General features: G+C 55.0%; 17 protein-coding genes. 7 read left to right on the top strand and 10 right to left on the bottom strand.

All coding sequences use genetic code 11. The features are described from left to right. Positions 1–107: 107 nt before the first annotated feature. From slyD to kefG, 4 genes are all read right to left on the bottom strand, one after another. Complete coding sequence (gene slyD / locus ACQ0PY_RS02030; RefSeq protein WP_042322804.1) at positions 108–704, bottom strand: peptidylprolyl isomerase; 597 nt, start codon at positions 702–704, stop codon at positions 108–110. Between the two features lie 94 nt (positions 705–798). Beyond that, the gene (locus tag ACQ0PY_RS02025) at positions 799–999 is read right to left on the bottom strand and encodes a YheV family putative zinc ribbon protein (RefSeq protein WP_042998388.1); all 201 of its coding nucleotides are present in this window, start codon (positions 997–999) and stop codon (positions 799–801) included. Positions 1,000–1,008: 9 nt separating this feature from the next. Then, on the bottom strand, positions 1,009–2,814 hold the full coding sequence (gene kefB / locus ACQ0PY_RS02020) for a glutathione-regulated potassium-efflux system protein KefB (protein ID WP_054176465.1): 1,806 nt from the start codon (positions 2,812–2,814) through the stop codon (positions 1,009–1,011). Beyond that, positions 2,814–3,365: a glutathione-regulated potassium-efflux system ancillary protein KefG gene (kefG, locus tag ACQ0PY_RS02015; RefSeq protein WP_042322810.1), complete on the bottom strand. Its 552-nt coding sequence runs from the start codon at positions 3,363–3,365 to the stop codon at positions 2,814–2,816. Before kefG ends, kefB begins: the two co-directional genes overlap by 1 nt. Before the next feature lie 136 nt (positions 3,366–3,501). On the opposite strand from kefG, the gene ACQ0PY_RS02010 reads away from it, so the two are divergent. From ACQ0PY_RS02010 to ACQ0PY_RS01995, 4 genes are read left to right on the top strand one after another with little or no spacing between them, the layout of a single operon-like run. Continuing rightward, positions 3,502–5,403: an ABC transporter ATP-binding protein gene (locus ACQ0PY_RS02010; RefSeq protein WP_109739781.1), complete on the top strand. Its 1,902-nt coding sequence runs from the start codon at positions 3,502–3,504 to the stop codon at positions 5,401–5,403. 5 nt (positions 5,404–5,408) lie between these two features. Beyond that, entirely contained in the window at positions 5,409–6,425 is a 1,017-nt protein-coding gene (locus tag ACQ0PY_RS02005) for a hydrolase (protein ID WP_224788353.1), read from the top strand. Between the two features lie 2 nt (positions 6,426–6,427). Next, entirely contained in the window at positions 6,428–6,646 is a 219-nt protein-coding gene (locus tag ACQ0PY_RS02000) for a YheU family protein (RefSeq protein ID WP_042998391.1), read from the top strand. Positions 6,647–6,700: 54 nt separating this feature from the next. Then, positions 6,701–7,570 (top strand): phosphoribulokinase, encoded by an 870-nt coding sequence (locus ACQ0PY_RS01995; protein WP_042998392.1) that lies wholly within the window; start codon positions 6,701–6,703, stop codon positions 7,568–7,570. Between the two features lie 99 nt (positions 7,571–7,669). Here ACQ0PY_RS01995 and ACQ0PY_RS01990 read toward each other — a convergent pair whose 3' ends face one another. Further along, positions 7,670–8,074 (bottom strand): OsmC family protein, encoded by a 405-nt coding sequence (locus ACQ0PY_RS01990; protein ID WP_042998393.1) that lies wholly within the window; start codon positions 8,072–8,074, stop codon positions 7,670–7,672. Positions 8,075–8,381: 307 nt separating this feature from the next. On the opposite strand from ACQ0PY_RS01990, the gene crp reads away from it, so the two are divergent. Both crp and ACQ0PY_RS01980 read left to right on the top strand, forming a co-directional pair. Next, the gene (gene crp, locus ACQ0PY_RS01985; protein WP_000242758.1) at positions 8,382–9,014 is read left to right on the top strand and encodes a cAMP-activated global transcriptional regulator CRP; all 633 of its coding nucleotides are present in this window, start codon (positions 8,382–8,384) and stop codon (positions 9,012–9,014) included. Between the two features lie 51 nt (positions 9,015–9,065). Next, positions 9,066–11,153, top strand: a complete 2,088-nt coding sequence (locus ACQ0PY_RS01980; RefSeq protein WP_044253459.1) for a YccS/YhfK family putative transporter — start codon at positions 9,066–9,068, stop codon at positions 11,151–11,153. Between the two features lie 67 nt (positions 11,154–11,220). On the opposite strand, the gene argD is transcribed toward ACQ0PY_RS01980, so the two are convergent. From argD to ppiA, 5 genes are all read right to left on the bottom strand, one after another. Further along, positions 11,221–12,438: a bifunctional acetylornithine/succinyldiaminopimelate transaminase gene (gene argD / locus ACQ0PY_RS01975; protein ID WP_044253462.1), complete on the bottom strand. Its 1,218-nt coding sequence runs from the start codon at positions 12,436–12,438 to the stop codon at positions 11,221–11,223. Positions 12,439–12,523: 85 nt separating this feature from the next. Continuing rightward, positions 12,524–13,087, bottom strand: a complete 564-nt coding sequence (pabA, locus tag ACQ0PY_RS01970; protein WP_109739780.1) for an aminodeoxychorismate synthase component 2 — start codon at positions 13,085–13,087, stop codon at positions 12,524–12,526. Positions 13,088–13,118: 31 nt separating this feature from the next. Next, positions 13,119–13,721 carry a putative adenosine monophosphate-protein transferase Fic gene (locus ACQ0PY_RS01965; protein WP_042998398.1) on the bottom strand — a complete coding sequence of 201 codons (603 nt, stop codon included), beginning with the start codon at positions 13,719–13,721 and terminating at the stop codon, positions 13,119–13,121. Then, positions 13,711–13,878, bottom strand: coding sequence for a YhfG family protein (locus ACQ0PY_RS01960; RefSeq protein ID WP_044263790.1), 168 nt, complete (start codon positions 13,876–13,878; stop codon positions 13,711–13,713). The genes ACQ0PY_RS01965 and ACQ0PY_RS01960 overlap by 11 nt, the downstream gene beginning before the upstream one ends. 108 nt (positions 13,879–13,986) lie before the next feature. After that, entirely contained in the window at positions 13,987–14,559 is a 573-nt protein-coding gene (gene ppiA, locus ACQ0PY_RS01955; RefSeq protein WP_042998400.1) for a peptidylprolyl isomerase A, read from the bottom strand. 265 nt (positions 14,560–14,824) lie between these two features. Here ppiA and tsgA point away from each other — a divergent pair, with 265 nt between their 5' ends. After that, entirely contained in the window at positions 14,825–16,006 is a 1,182-nt protein-coding gene (tsgA, locus tag ACQ0PY_RS01950; protein ID WP_044253471.1) for an MFS transporter TsgA, read from the top strand. Positions 16,007–16,081 lie beyond the last annotated feature (75 nt).

Genomic DNA, 16,081 nt, shown 5'->3' with positions numbered 1-16,081 from the left:
GTCACCGCAAGGCGGCAAGCTTGAGCAAGCCCCGGGAGCATAGAAAACTATGTGACCGGGGTTCGAAAGCGCAGCCAACGCTGCGGTGGTTTGAAAGACGACGGGTATTAGTGGCAACCGCAGCCGCCGTTGCCTTTACCGCCGCCACCGCAGCAGCCTTCGCCGCCGTGCTCGTGACCGTGATCATGGCCGTGACCGCCGCAGCAGCCGTCGTGATCGTGGTCATGGTCGTGACCGTGCGCACCGTGAACGTGGCCGTGAGCCAGTTCTTCTTCGGTCGCTTCGCGGATCGCCACAACTTCAACGTTGAATTTCAGATTCTGACCCGCCAGCATGTGGTTGCCGTCAACCACAACGTGGTCGTCTTCCACTTCGGTAATTTCTACCGGTACCGGGCCCTGGTCAGTTTCCGCCAGGAAACGCATGCCAACCTGCAGCTCATCAACGCCCATGAAGACGTCTTTTGGAACGCGCTGCACCAGGTTTTCATCATACTGACCGTAAGCGTCGTTCGCGCCTACCGCAACATCGAATTTGTCGCCAACATCGTGACCTTCCAGCGCTGTTTCCAGGCCAGAGATCAGGGAACCGTGACCATGCAGGTAGTCCAGCGGCGCACTCACCGGAGACTCATCAACCAACACACCGTCTTCTGTACGTACCTGATAGGCCAGGCTGACCACCAGGTCTTTTGCTACTTTCATGATATCTCCTGAGCGTGGGAAAATTGCTGGCGCAGATTGTAGCGGAAATCTGCACCTGTGTACCCTTTAGCTTAAAAAATCTCGGGCCATATCGCTAGTCTGGATGAAAGATCCCAATCACTTGCTCTTCTTTGCGAACGTGATCGCGGACTTCTTTATCCGCTTCCCGCATCTGATGTCCGCACTTAACGCATTCAACAATATCGATATTATTCTCGCGCCACATCGCCAGAGAATCCTGCGCCTGGCAGGAAGGGCATTTCGCCCCTGCAATAAAACGTTTACGGATTGCCATACTTATCCTCTATTCGAATTCATCCCAGCCATCCAGTTGGCGTCGTTCTTGTTGCATCTCGCGCTGGAAAATCTCCTCCAGCTCGCGTCTGGCTTCTCTGGCGCGAGAGATTTGTACCGTATCAGCATGCATTGGGATGAGCTCCCTCAGCATCCGCATATCCAGCCGGCGGAAATGCAGTTGCGCCCGCTGCGCCTGATGGGGATGCATCCCCAACGACACCAGCGTTTTGCGTCCCAGTTCCAGCGCACTGGAAAAGGTCTCACGGGAAAACTGTGATACCCCTGCCTGTAATAACTCATGCGCTTCAACACGTCCGCGCGCTCGCGCAAGAATATGCAAATGCGGGAAATGCTGCTGACAGATCGCCACCAGCTTCATCGTATCTTCCGGTTCATTACAGGTAATGACGATAGATTCCGCCGCCTCTGCGCCCGCGGAACGTAGCAGATCCACCTGCGTCGCATCGCCGTAATAGACCTTATAGCCATATTTACGCATCAGGTTCACCGCGCTGATGTCCCGCTCCAGCACGGTAATGCGCATTTTATTCGCCATCAGCAAACGGCCGATAACCTGACCAAAACGACCAAAGCCCACTACGATGACCTGCGGCTTATCATCCTCAACCCACGGCATTTCATCTTCTTCATCCGGGCCGTTAAGCTGGCGGGATAGCCATTTATCGATAAGCTTCATCAGCATCGGCGTGGTCATCATCGACAACGTGACGGTCACCAGCAAAAGCGCCATCTGATCGCCCTGAAACAACCGCTGCGACGACGCGGTTGAGAACAGCACAAAAGCGAACTCTCCGCCCTGGCTCAACACGCCCGCAAACTGCATTCTTTCAGAACCGCGCAGGCCGTACAGTCGCGCCAGCAGATAAAGCACCAACGTTTTGACCGCCACCAGCACCCCCACGCTTGCCACAACCCACAGCAGATGGGTATACAGCACGCCCAGATTGAGTGACATCCCGACAGAAATAAAGAAGAGACCCAGCAGCAGTCCTTTAAACGGATCGATCGCGGTTTCCAGCTCATGCCGATATTCGCTTTCCGCTAACAGCACCCCGGCGATAAACGTGCCGAGCGCCATCGACAGCCCCAGCGCATCCATAAACAATGCCGATCCCAGCACCAGCAGCAGCGTGGCGGCGGTAAACACTTCACGCACGCCGGAGGCGGCAATAAACCGGAACACCGGACGCAGCAGATAGCGTCCACCAATCAGCATGCCAGCAAACGCCAGCACCTTCATACCGATCTTCATCCAGTCAAAGTCTTCATCGGCCGAACCGGCTAACAGCGGTACCAGCGCGAGCGCCGGGATCACCGCCAGATCCTGGAACAGCAAAACCGAAAAGCCCAACTGCCCGGATTCGCTGCGATTCATCCCTTTTTCGCGCATCAGTTGTAGTGCCATCGCAGTGGAAGACATTGCCAGGCCTATCCCGCCGACGACCGCCGCAGGCCACGAGAAATCGGTCAACATTAGCAGTCCGGCCAACAGCGCCGCACTCAGCAGAACCTGCGCCGCACCCACGCCAAAGATAGAACGCCGAAGCTGCCAGAGCTTCGACGGGTTCAGCTCCAGCCCAATAATAAACATCAGAAACACGACGCCGAGTTCAGAGAAGTGGAGAATCTCATCTACGTCGCTGATGAACCCCAGCCCCCACGGACCAATAGCAATCCCCGCAAGCAAATAGCCCAATACCGCGCCAATCCCCAGCCGCGATGCCAAAGGCACCGCAGCCACCGCCGCGAAGAGAAACAGCACTCCTGCCAGCATTAAATCGGAACCTTCCATCAGCGGCCTCCCACAGGAACGGGATGAGCAAGCCAGTCGCCATACGCTTTTGCATGGCTTTCCAGCTCCTGCGCGCTTTGTCGTCTGGCCCAGTAGATAATAATGGGACTCAACCAGTGCATCCGGCACATCCCTGCCGTCAGTTCGAATGGCCGTAGTACATCGCTCATCGGATAGCGATTCAGCGCGTCATAGCGATAGGCGCTCTCCGGTTCCCCGGTTGTTATCACGCTCCGCCAGTACTTTCCCGCTAACTGATTTCCCCCGGGGCCGCTGGCAAAGCCACGGCTCAATACGCGGTCCAGCCACTCTTTCAGCAACGCCGGACAGCTATAGGTGTACAGCGGATGCTGAAACACGATCACGTCATGCTCACGCAGTAGCGCCTGCTCATGCGGGATATCGATAAAAAAATCAGGATAGTGCGCGTAGAGATCGTGCACCGTAACGTTGCTGAGCTGCGTGGCCGGCTTAAGCAGTACCCGGTTAGCCACCGAGTCCTGAGATTCCGGATGGGCATACAGCAGCAAGACCTTTGCTGGCTGAGACATCATCCCCCTCCCGGTTTATTTCTGTTTTTGTGTATCGTCGTCGTTTTGGGCTACCATTGCGGCCCGGTGCGGAAAATGGCCCACACCTTACATTATCATAATGATAAATTAACATAGTCTGAACATACGGCGCCTTATGATTGTTTTCTCCTCGTTACAAATTCGTCGCGGCGTGCGCGTCTTACTGGACAATGCCACTGCCACCATCAATCCGGGCCAGAAAGTGGGCCTGGTGGGTAAGAACGGCTGCGGGAAATCTACCCTGCTGGCATTGCTGAAAAATGAAATCAGCGCAGATGCCGGCGGTTTTAGCTTTCCCGGTAGCTGGCAGCTGGCGTGGGTGAATCAGGAAACACCAGCTCTGCCCCAGCCCGCGCTGGAATATGTTATTGACGGTGACCGCGAATATCGTCAACTGGAAGCCCAGTTGCATGACGCTAACGAACGTAACGACGGACACGCCATTGCCACCGTCCACGGCAAGCTGGATGCCATCGACGCCTGGACCGTACGCTCCCGTGCAGCCAGCCTGTTGCATGGTCTCGGTTTCTCTAATGAACAACTGGAACGTCCAGTCAGCGACTTTTCCGGCGGCTGGCGTATGCGTCTCAACCTGGCTCAGGCGCTGATTTGTCGCTCCGATCTCCTCCTGCTCGATGAACCAACCAACCACCTCGATCTGGATGCGGTTATCTGGCTGGAAAAATGGCTAAAGAGCTATCAGGGCACTCTGATTCTGATCTCTCACGACCGTGATTTCCTCGATCCGGTTGTGGATAAAATCATTCATATCGAACAGCAAACGATGTTCGAGTACACCGGCAACTACAGCGCGTTTGAAATTCAGCGTGCCACGCGTCTGGCCCAGCAACAGGCGATGCATGAAAGCCAGCAGGAGCGCGTGGCGCATCTGCAAAGCTATATCGATCGCTTCCGCGCCAAAGCCACGAAAGCAAAACAGGCACAGAGCCGTATTAAGATGCTGGAACGCATGGAGCTGATTGCCCCGGCGCATGTCGATAACCCGTTCCATTTCAGCTTCCGCGCGCCGGAAAGCCTGCCGAATCCGCTCTTGAAGATGGAGAAAGTGAGCGCCGGTTACGGCGAACGCATCATTCTGGATTCAATCAAACTGAACCTGGTGCCAGGATCGCGTATTGGTTTGCTGGGACGTAACGGTGCGGGTAAATCCACGCTCATTAAACTGTTGGCGGGCGAACTCGCGCCGGTGAGCGGTGAAATTGGCCTGGCAAAAGGCATTAAGCTCGGGTATTTCGCCCAGCATCAACTTGAGTATTTGCGCGCGGATGAGTCGCCGTTGCAGCATCTGGTGCGACTGGCGCCACAAGAACTGGAACAGAAACTACGCGATTACCTGGGTGGCTTCGGCTTTCAGGGCGATAAAGTCAGCGAAGAGACGCGTCGTTTCTCCGGCGGTGAAAAAGCGCGACTGGTGCTGGCGCTGATCGTCTGGCAGCGTCCGAACCTGTTGCTGCTCGATGAACCGACTAACCACCTTGATCTCGACATGCGCCAGGCATTAACCGAAGCGCTGATTGAATTTGAAGGCGCGCTGGTGGTCGTATCGCACGACCGCCATTTGCTGCGCTCCACAACCGACGATCTGTATCTGGTGCATGACCGCAAGGTCGAGCCGTTCGATGGCGATCTGGAAGATTATCAGCAGTGGCTGAGCGATGTGCAGAAGCAGGAAGGCCAGTCCGACGAGACGCCAAAAGAGAACATCAACAGCGCGCAAGCGCGTAAAGATCAGAAGCGTCGGGAAGCTGAACTGCGGACGCAAACCCAGCCGCTGCGTAAAGAGATCGCCCGTCTGGAAAAAGAGATGGAGAAGCTGAACGCACAGCTGGCGCAGGCAGAAGAGAAGCTGGGTGACAGCGAACTTTACGACCAGAGCCGCAAAGCCGAGCTGACGGAATGTCTGCAACAGCAGGCCAGCGCCAAAGCCGGGCTGGAAGCGTGCGAACTGGCCTGGCTGGACGCCCAGGAACAGCTTGAGCAGATGCTGAGCGAGTAACGGTGATGACACACGTAATCCTTCACGACCCAGAGATGCCAAATGGCAGCAGTGACGAATTTCGCCCGATGCGCGGTATCAGTAACTGCCATCTACAGACCATGTTGCCGCGTTTGATCCGCCGAAAGGTGAATTTCGACGCCCACTGGCAGCGTCTGGAATTGCCCGACGGCGACTTTGTCGATCTGGCATGGAGTGAAGATCCGCATCAGGCGAAGCACAAGCCGCGCCTGGTGGTCTTTCATGGTCTGGAAGGCAGCCTGAACAGTCCGTACGCACATGGCCTGATTGAAGCGGCAAAGAATCGTGGCTGGCTTGGCGTGGTGATGCACTTTCGCGGTTGCAGCGGCGAACCGAATCGCCTGAACCGTATTTATCACTCCGGTGAAACCGAAGACGGAACCTGGTTCTTAGGCTGGTTGCAGCGGGAATTTGGCCACGCGCCGACGGCCGCCGTAGGCTATTCGCTCGGCGGAAATATGTTGGCATGCCTGCTGGCTAAAGAAGGGAAAAACATCCCGCTTGATGCGGCGGTCATTGTCTCGGCTCCCTTTGTACTGGAAGCATGCAGCTATCATATGGATAAAGGCTTTTCCCGTATTTATCAGCGCTATCTGCTCAACCTGCTGAAAGCTAACGCATCGCGCAAGCTGGCGGCTTATCCAGGCTCGCTGCCGGTGAGCCTGGCGCAGTTGAAGTCCCTGCGCCGGATCCGTGAGTTTGACGATCTGATCACTGCCAAAATTCACGGCTTCGCCGATGCTATCGACTACTATCGTCAGTGCAGTGCCATGCCCTTGCTCAGCGACATCGCCATTCCGACGCTGATCATTCACGCGAAAGACGACCCGTTTATGGATCATCATGTGATCCCCAAAGCAGAAGATTTACCGCCGCAGGTGGAATATCAGTTAACCGAACATGGCGGGCACGTTGGATTTATTGGCGGGACGCTACGTCGGCCAGAAATGTGGCTGGAATCGCGCATCCCTGACTGGCTGACACCGTATCTGGAGGTCTAATCATGCAAATCCCCTGGCAGGACCTTTCCCCCGAGACGCTGGACAATCTGATCGAAAGCTTTGTGTTGCGCGAAGGTACCGATTATGGTGAACATGAACGTACCCTTGAACAAAAAGTCGCCGACGTCAAACGCCAGTTACAGTGTGGCGAAGCGGTGCTGGTGTGGTCTGAGTTGCACGAAACCGTCAATATCATGCCGCGCAAGCAATTTCGCGAATAACCCGCACGCTATCGGCCGACTATAATAAAAAATCAATTTATTGATGGAGTTAACATGTCTGCCAAACATCCGGTGATTGCGGTAACAGGATCCAGCGGCGCGGGGACCACCACCACCAGCCTCGCGTTCCGTAAAATTTTTGCGCAGCTCAACCTGCGCGCAGCCGAGGTGGAAGGCGACAGTTTTCACCGCTATACCCGTCCGGAAATGGATATGGCGATCCGCAAAGCACGCGACGCCGGACGCCACATCAGCTATTTTGGCCCCGACGCCAATGACTTCGGTCTACTGGAGCAGACGTTTATCGAGTACGGTCAGACGGGCAAAGGCCAGTCGCGTAAATATCTGCATACCTATGATGAAGCCGTGCCATGGAATCAGGTACCGGGGACGTTTACCCCGTGGCAACCCCTGCCGGAACCCACTGACGTATTGTTCTATGAAGGCCTGCACGGCGGCGTCGTCACGCCCCAGCATGAGGTCGCAAGACATGTTGATCTCCTGGTCGGCGTGGTCCCCATCGTTAACCTGGAGTGGATCCAGAAGCTTATCCGCGACACCAGCGAACGAGGCCATTCTCGTGAGGCGGTGATGGATTCGGTGGTGCGTTCGATGGACGACTATATCAACTACATCACGCCGCAGTTCTCCCGCACCCACATTAACTTCCAGCGCGTTCCCACCGTCGACACCTCGAACCCATTCGCGGCCAAAGGCATTCCGTCACTGGATGAGAGCTTTGTCGTGATTCATTTCCGTAATCTGGAAGGAATCGATTTCCCCTGGTTGCTGGCGATGCTGCAGGGGTCATTCATTTCCCACATCAATACATTGGTGGTACCCGGCGGCAAAATGGGGCTGGCAATGGAACTCATCATGTTGCCGCTGGTGCAGCGACTGATGGAAGGCAAGAAGATCGAATAAACGATGGGAAGTGCGCGATGGCGCTACGCTTATCGAGCCTACAAATCAGGGATCTGTAGGCCGGACCAGGCGCTAGCCGCCATCCGGCGACAGGAAAAATTACGCCGCAATCACTTCATATGAATGGGTAATGTTGACCGCTTTTCCCAGCATCAGCGCCACAGAGCAGTACTTCTCCGCTGACAGGTCGACCGCACGCGAAACGGCGGCATCTTTCAGATCGTTACCGGTGACAATAAAGTGCAGATTGATGTGGGTGAACAGGCGTGGCGCCTCTTCGCGACGTTCTGACGTCAGTTTCACTTCGCAGTTCGTCACATCCTGACGGCCTTTTTGCAGGATAGAAACCACGTCAATGGCGCTGCAACCGCCCGCTGCCATCAACACCATTTCCATCGGGCTCGGCGCTTTATCACCAGAGTTACCGTCCATCAAAATCTGGTGTCCGGAAGCCGACTCACCAAGGAAGGTTAACCCCTCAACCCATTTAACACGCGCTTGCATATTTTTTAACTCCAGTGCGTCAATTTTCCTGACAGATTACGCGTACATAACATTTCTCGCAACGGAAGGCGACCTCCGTCATGCTGAAGCGAGACACCAGGAGACACACGGCTAAAGCTATGCTAAAACAGTCAGGATGCTACAGTAATACATTGATGTACTGCATGTATGCAGAGGACTTCACATTAAAGGCTGCAGTGAGTTTTTGACAGCCTCTTCCCAGGACGCGGGAAGCACATTTTTGCAACCCCAGAGACAGCGGCATTTTTTGGCTCTGGAGACAGCTTATAACAGAGGATAATCGCGCATGGTGCTTGGCAAACCGCAAACAGACCCGACACTTGAATGGTTCTTGTCTCATTGCCACATTCATAAGTACCCGTCCAAGAGCACGCTGATTCACCAGGGTGAAAAAGCAGAAACGTTGTACTACATCGTTAAGGGCTCAGTGGCAGTGTTGATTAAGGATGAGGAAGGCAAAGAAATGATCCTTTCTTATCTGAATCAGGGTGATTTTATTGGCGAACTGGGCCTGTTTGAAGAAGGCCAGGAACGTAGCGCATGGGTTCGGGCGAAAACAGCGTGTGAAGTGGCTGAAATTTCTTACAAGAAATTCCGTCAGTTGATCCAGGTGAACCCGGATATTCTGATGCGCCTCTCTTCCCAAATGGCTCGCCGTCTGCAAGTCACTTCAGAGAAAGTCGGTAACCTGGCCTTCCTCGACGTGACCGGTCGTATCGCCCAGACTCTGCTGAATCTGGCGAAACAACCTGATGCGATGACTCACCCGGACGGCATGCAGATCAAAATCACTCGCCAGGAGATTGGCCAGATCGTTGGCTGCTCTCGCGAAACCGTTGGTCGTATTCTGAAGATGCTGGAAGATCAGAACCTGATCTCCGCTCACGGTAAAACGATCGTCGTTTACGGCACTCGTTAATCTCATCGGAAATGACGCGCTACCCGCTAGCGCGTCATTTTTGTTTTGCCAATGTGGCGCAGACTGATTTATCACCCAGAAATCAATTATGCACTACGTCAAACGCTGGTGCTCTGTTTGCCCGTGGCCGTCGGACTGATCATCGGGCAGTTACATCTGGGCCTGCTCTTCTCTCTCGTTCCCGCCTGCTGCAACATTGCCGGGCTTGATACTCCGCACAAACGCTTTTTCAAACGTCTGATTATCGGTGCGTCGCTGTTTGCCGGCTGTAGCCTGATCATGCAGCTACTGCTGGCGCAAGCGGTGCCGTTACCCCTGATCCTGACCGGCCTGACGCTCACGCTCGGCGTCACCGCTGAATTGAGCTCCCTTCACGCGCGTTTGCTTCCGGCCTCGCTGATCGCGGCGATTTTCACACTGAGCCTGGCAGGAAATATGCCGGTCTGGGAACCGCTGCTGATCTACGCGCTGGGCACGCTGTGGTATGGCTTGTTTAACTGGTTCTGGTTCTGGCTCTGGCGCGAACAGCCGCTGCGCGAGTCGCTGAGCCTGCTGTACCGGGAACTGGCGGATTACTGCGAAGCGAAATACAGCATGCTGACCCAGCATACCGACCCGGAAAAAGCCCTGCCGCCGCTTCTGGTGCGCCAGCAGAAGGCCGTCGACCTCATCACCCAGTGCTATCAGCAGATGCACATGCTGTCGGCGCATCACAATAATGACTATAAGCGGATGCTGCGCGCCTTTCAGGAAGCGCTGGATCTGCAGGAACATATCTCCGTCAGTTTGCATCAACCGGAAGAGGTGCAAAAGCTGGTCGAGCGCAGTCACGCGGAGCAGGTGATACGCTGGACGGCGCAAACGGTCGCCGCTCGCCTGCGCGTACTGGCGGATGACATTCTGTATCACCGGCTGCCGACGCGGTTCACCATGCAAAAGCAGATTGGCGCGCTGGAAAAAATTGCTCATCAGCATCCGGATAACCCCGTCGGGCAGTTCTGTTACTGGCACTTCAGCCGTATCGCCCGCGTACTGCGCACCCAGCGACCATTGTACGCCCGCGATCTGATGGCCGATAAGCAGCGTCGGCTACCGCTGCTGCCGGCGTTGAAAAACTACCTCTCGCTGAAATCTCCGGCGCTCCGCAGCGCCGGGCGGATCAGCGTCATGCTCAGTATCGCCAGTCTGATGGGAACCGCGCTGCATCTGCCGAAGCCTTACTGGATCCTGATGACGGTGCTGTTTGTGACACAAAACGGTTACGGCGCCACCCGCGTGCGTATTCTGCACCGTTCGGCGGGAACGCTGGTGGGGCTGATTATCGCAGGCGTAACACTGCACTTTCATATTCCTGAAGGATATACGCTGGCGCTGATGCTGGTGATCACCCTGGTCAGCTATCTGACCATCCGCAAAAACTACGGCTGGGCGACCGTGGGATTTACCGTCACGGCGGTGTACACCCTGCAACTCCTGACGCTGGACGGCGAACAGTTCATCATTCCGCGATTTGTCGACACGGTGATAGGCTGCCTGATTGCGTTTGGCGGCACCGTTTGGTTATGGCCACAATGGCAGAGCGGACTGTTGCGTAAAAACGCCCATGATGCGCTGGAGGCCGATCAGGAAGCTATTCGTCTGATTCTGAGTGACGATCCGCAGGCCACACCGCTGGCTTATCAGCGTATGCGCGTCAATCAGGCGCACAACACGCTGTTTAACTCACTGAATCAGGCGATGCAGGAGCCAGGCTTTAACACGCACTATCTGGCGGACATGAAGCTGTGGGTGACGCACAGTCAGTTTATCGTCGAACATATCAATGCCATGACCACGCTGGCGCGTGAGCATACGATGCTGACGCCGGAACTGGCGCAGCGATATCTGCAATCGTGCGAAATTGCCATCCAACGCTGTCAGCAGCGGCTGGAATACGACGGGCCGGGCAGTTCGGGGGATGTGAATATTCTGGAAGCGCCCGAAGCGCTCACCCACGGCCCCTTAAGCACGCTGGAACAGCATCTGCAACGCGTGCTGGGGCACCTGAACACGATGCATACTATCTCGTCTGTCGCATGGCGTCAGCGGCCGCACCATGGGATCTGGCTCAGCCGCCGGTTACGGGATATGCGGGGTTAACACGGATTGCCGGATACGCGCGTTATCAGCACCAGGCCTGATAAACGCCGCGCCGTCAGGCACACCGTTAACCGATAACCTTCGCCACAGCCTGTGCAAAACGCTGCATCCCTTCGTCGATATCCGCCTCTTCCACCACCAGCGATGGGGCAAAGCGCATCACATCAGGACCGGCATTCAACACCATCACACCCGCGTCGGCTGCCGCATAGAGGAAATCACGCGCACGCCCTTTGTATTGTGATTTCAGCTCGGCCCCAATCAACAGCCCCATACCGCGAATATCGCTGAACACGTGGTACTGCTCATCAATCTGCTGCAGATGTTGAACGAATCTCTGGCGTTTTGCACTCACGCCTCCCAGAACCTCTGGCGTGTTGATGATGTCGAACGCGGCTTCCGCCACCGCGCAGGCCAGCGGGTTACCGCCGTAGGTCGAACCATGAGAGCCGACATGAAACGCCGAGGCGATTTCCTGCGTCGTCAATACCGCGCTCACCGGGAAGCCGCCGCCCAGCGCTTTCGCGCTGGTGAGGATATCCGGCGTCACGCCATAGTGCATATAGGCAAACAGATCGCCGGTACGCCCCATTCCGCTTTGTACTTCATCAAACACCAGCAATGCCTGGTGCTCGTCGCAGAGCTCGCGCAGCCCTTGCAGGAACTCCGGCGTCGCGGCCAGAACGCCACCTTCTCCCTGTACCGGCTCAACCACCACCGCGCAGGTATGGTCATCCATCACCGCTTTCACCGCATGGAGATCGTTAAACGGTACATGGATGATATCCGCCGGTTTCGGCCCAAAGCCATCGGAATACTTCGGCTGACCGCCCACCGTGACGGTAAACAACGAGCGACCGTGGAACGCGTTATGAAAGGCAATGATTTTGGTTTTGAACGGGCTATGGCGCACGCAGGCGTAATGACGCGCCAACTTGAACGCCGTTTCGTTGGCTTCTGTTCCCGAGTTCATAAACAGCACGCGCTCGGCAAAGGTGGCATCGATTATTTTCCGTCCCAGACGCAGCGCGGGTTCGTTGGTGAAGACGTTACTGGTATGCCAGAGCGTTTCGCCCTGCGCTTTTAACGCATCGACCAGTACAGGATGGCAATGCCCCAGCGCGGTCACCGCAATTCCGCCCGCGAAATCAACATAGTCTTTGCCCTGCTGATCCCAGATCCGGCTGCCTTTGCCTTTTACCGGAATAAATTCCGCCGGTGCATAAATCGGCAGAATGACTTCATCGAAAGTTGCCCGGGTTACTGCCGTTTGTTCAGTTGCCATCTCATGCCCATCCAGTTATGCAAAAATGAATGTGAAAATATAATCACAAAATATGCATAAAAAATCACAGGATAGCAATCACAAATCACCGATTGAGGAAATTTTCCAGCAATTGATGTCCCTGCTCGCTGAGAATACTCTCCGGGTGGAACTGCACCCCTTCCAGATCCCACATCGTATGGCGAATCCCCATAATTTCCTGTGTTTCGCTCCAGGCGGTCACCTCAAAGCAGTCTGGCAGTGTGGTGGGGTCGATGATGAGCGAGTGATAGCGGGTGACGGTAAGCGGGTTAGTTACCCCCTGAAACACGCCCTGTCCCGTATGGTGGATGGGCGACGTTTTTCCGTGCATCACTTTTTCGGCGCGTACGATCGTTGCGCCAAAAGCCTGCGCCATCGCCTGATGCCCCAGGCAGACACCCAGTATCGGCAAACGTCCGGCATAGTGGCGAATCACCTCCAGCGAAATTCCGGCATCATCCGGGGTGCAGGGACCGGGCGAAATGACGATTTTTTGCGGCTGTAGCGCATCGATCTGCGACAGCGTCAATTCATCATTGCGCTTAACCTGCACGTCAGCGCCCAGCTCACAAAAATACTGGTAGAGGTTCCAGGTGAAAGAATCGTAGTTATCGATAAGCAGGATCATGGCGGCTCCGGTCGAGGAAAACCGCGCTATTCTACTCAGTTTCCTCGGCTTCGCTTACCCCTTTACGAAATATCGCCTGCAATGCGCTAAGGTCGCCCATCGCCCCTTCCTGATTCGCCCGACGCCACTCCGCCACCGGCACATCTGCCCAGTGAAGAAGATACCCCGCATGAATAGCCAGCTGTTCGAAGAAAATCCGCTGCGCCATGCCGCTGCCAAGACGAAACGGATGTAGCACGTTGATCTCACAGTAATAATGTGCAAGGCGACTGACGAACTTCTCTTTTGGCAGCCCCATCAGGTAGCCCTCTTCTTCCAGATCCTGCATCAGGGCATTTCCCTCTTTTTCGATGTACGCGAAATGGCAGAAACGGGTATCACCCTGATAGATATCCACTTCACGCAGATGACCCGCCCAGTCAAAGACGTCCTGGTAAAGCTGCCGATGAATCGCGCACAGATGAGGCAAGCCGCGCTTCGCCGGGCCCAGTTCGATAGTCGCCGCTCGTAGTGCAGTCAGTTCATAAGCGGCCTGTTCCAGACGTGCAACCTGGTGGATCCCCAGACGGTTACGCATCACATTCAGTCCGGGGTAAAGATACGGATCGCGGTCGTCGCCGATTTTATCGCTCATAGTGCCTCCGGAGTTCTTCCAGACGCGCCAGCGCCTCTGCGGGATTAAGCGTGACTAACGGACTTTCGACGCCCTCAAGACGGCGGCTGGCCTGGAAATTCACGTTGCGCTGCTGTTCCCAGAGCCGGGATTTTTGCCTGTCGGTGAGTTTTTTCACTTTACGCCTCCCTGATTGATCCGTGTTTGCCACAAGTATAAGCAGCAAAACGCGGTTACGCAGGGAAGATAAAGCAACGCGGGCCTGCAATGCCCGCGCGGGAAAGGATTACGGCAGAACTTTGGCGGAGAGGATAACCACTGGTTTTGACGGCACATTCTGGTAAGGGCCGACATCATGGGTCGGCACCTGGGAAATCTTATCGGCCACCTCCATCCCTTTCACAACTTTACCAAATACGGCATAGCCGAAATCACGCTGGCCGTGATCGAGGAAGGCATTATCGGCCACGTTGATAAAGAACTGGCTGGTCGCGCTGTCTTTATCAGCAGTACGCGCCATCGCGATGGTGCCGCGCGTGTTACGCAAGCCATTATCGGCTTCGTTTTTAATCGGGGGATTAGGTTTCTTCTGCTGCATCTGCTCGGTGAAGCCACCGCCCTGGACCATAAAGCCGGGAATTACACGGTGAAACGTGGTGTTGTTATAGAAACCATTGTTCACATAATCGACAAAGTTTTGCACTGAAACAGGCGCTTTCTGGCTATTCAGTTCCAGTTCAATATTACCTGCAGAGGTCGTCAGCAAAACGTGCGGATCCCCTTTTGCTGCCAGCGCTGCGGGAGAGAGAGCAGAAAGGGCGAAAACAGCTGCAACAGCCGCCAGGGTCGATTTGAGCATGAGATTTCCTTTAGGAGAGCGGTAACAAAAGCCAGTGGTTTGATTCTAAAGAGCCTTCAGGGACAAGGCCATCCCTTTACCTAATTTTACGTACCTGAAACATATGTAACTTCATCAAAGCATTAATTATTGTGACTTACATCACCTTTAAAAATGTAACAGATCCTGTAATTTCCGATAAAAGTTTAAATGCATCACTAAAAAGCCTAAAATCCGCCCGTTCCCGGCGCCGTCAATGCGCTTTACTTCCATTTACAGGCCAGTCATGACTAACAGCAATCGTATCAAGCTCACATGGATTAGCTTTCTCTCCTACGCCCTCACCGGTGCGTTGGTTATTGTCACCGGGATGGTGATGGGAAACATCGCAGAGTATTTCCAGCTGCCAGTTTCCAGTATGAGTAACACTTTCACCTTCCTGAACGCCGGTATCTTGATCTCAATTTTCCTTAATGCCTGGCTGATGGAAATTGTTCCGCTGAAAACGCAACTGCGCTTTGGCTTTATCCTGATGGTACTGGCCGTTGCCGGTCTGATGTTCAGCCACAGTCTGGCTTTATTCTCTGCCGCAATGTTTGTGCTGGGACTGGTCAGCGGGATCACCATGTCCATTGGTACGTTCCTGATTACGCAGATGTATGAAGGCCGTCAGCGCGGCTCCCGTCTGTTGTTTACCGACTCCTTCTTCAGCATGGCTGGGATGGTTTTCCCGATGGTCGCCGCGTTCCTGTTGGCGCGCAGCATCGAATGGTACTGGGTGTACGCCTGCATCGGTCTGGTCTATGTCGCTATTTTTCTTCTGACCTTTGGTTGTGAATTCCCGCCGCTGGGCAAACACGCGCCGCAAAGCGATACACCCATCGTGAAAGAGAAATGGGGCATTGGCGTCCTGTTTCTGTCTGTCGCTGCGCTGTGTTACATCCTCGGTCAGTTGGGCTTTATCTCCTGGGTACCCGAGTACGCGAAAGGGTTGGGGATGAGCCTGAACGATGCCGGTACGCTGGTCAGCAACTTCTGGATGTCATACATGTTTGGGATGTGGGCATTCAGCTTCATTCTGCGTTTCTTTGATTTGCAGCGCATTCTGACTGTACTGGCGGCACTGGCCACCGTGCTGATGTACTTGTTCATCACCGGGACGCCTGAACATATGCCGTGGTTTATTCTGGCTCTCGGCTTTTTCTCCAGCGCCATCTATACCACTATCATCACCCTGGGTTCGCAGCAAACCCGCGTAGCCTCGCCAAAACTGGTTAACTTCGTCCTGACCTGCGGCACCATCGGCACCATGCTGACGTTTGTCGTCACCGGTCCTATCGTGGCGCACAGCGGTCCTCAGGCGGCCTTGCTCACCGCGAATGGCCTGTACGCTATCGTCTTCGTGATGTGCTTTATCCTCGGTTTTGTGACCCGTCATCGTCAGCATGAGGCCCCGACAGCACAGTAACGTGATTTGCCGGATGGCGATCCTCTTTATAGGCCGGATAAAACGCTACCGCCATTCGGCCTTTTCTCGTTTCTC

This window comes from Citrobacter sp. LST-B2 (assembly GCF_057983045.1).
The sequence above is the reverse complement of the archived record's forward strand: the minus strand, read 5'-3'. Positions and strand labels throughout refer to the sequence as shown.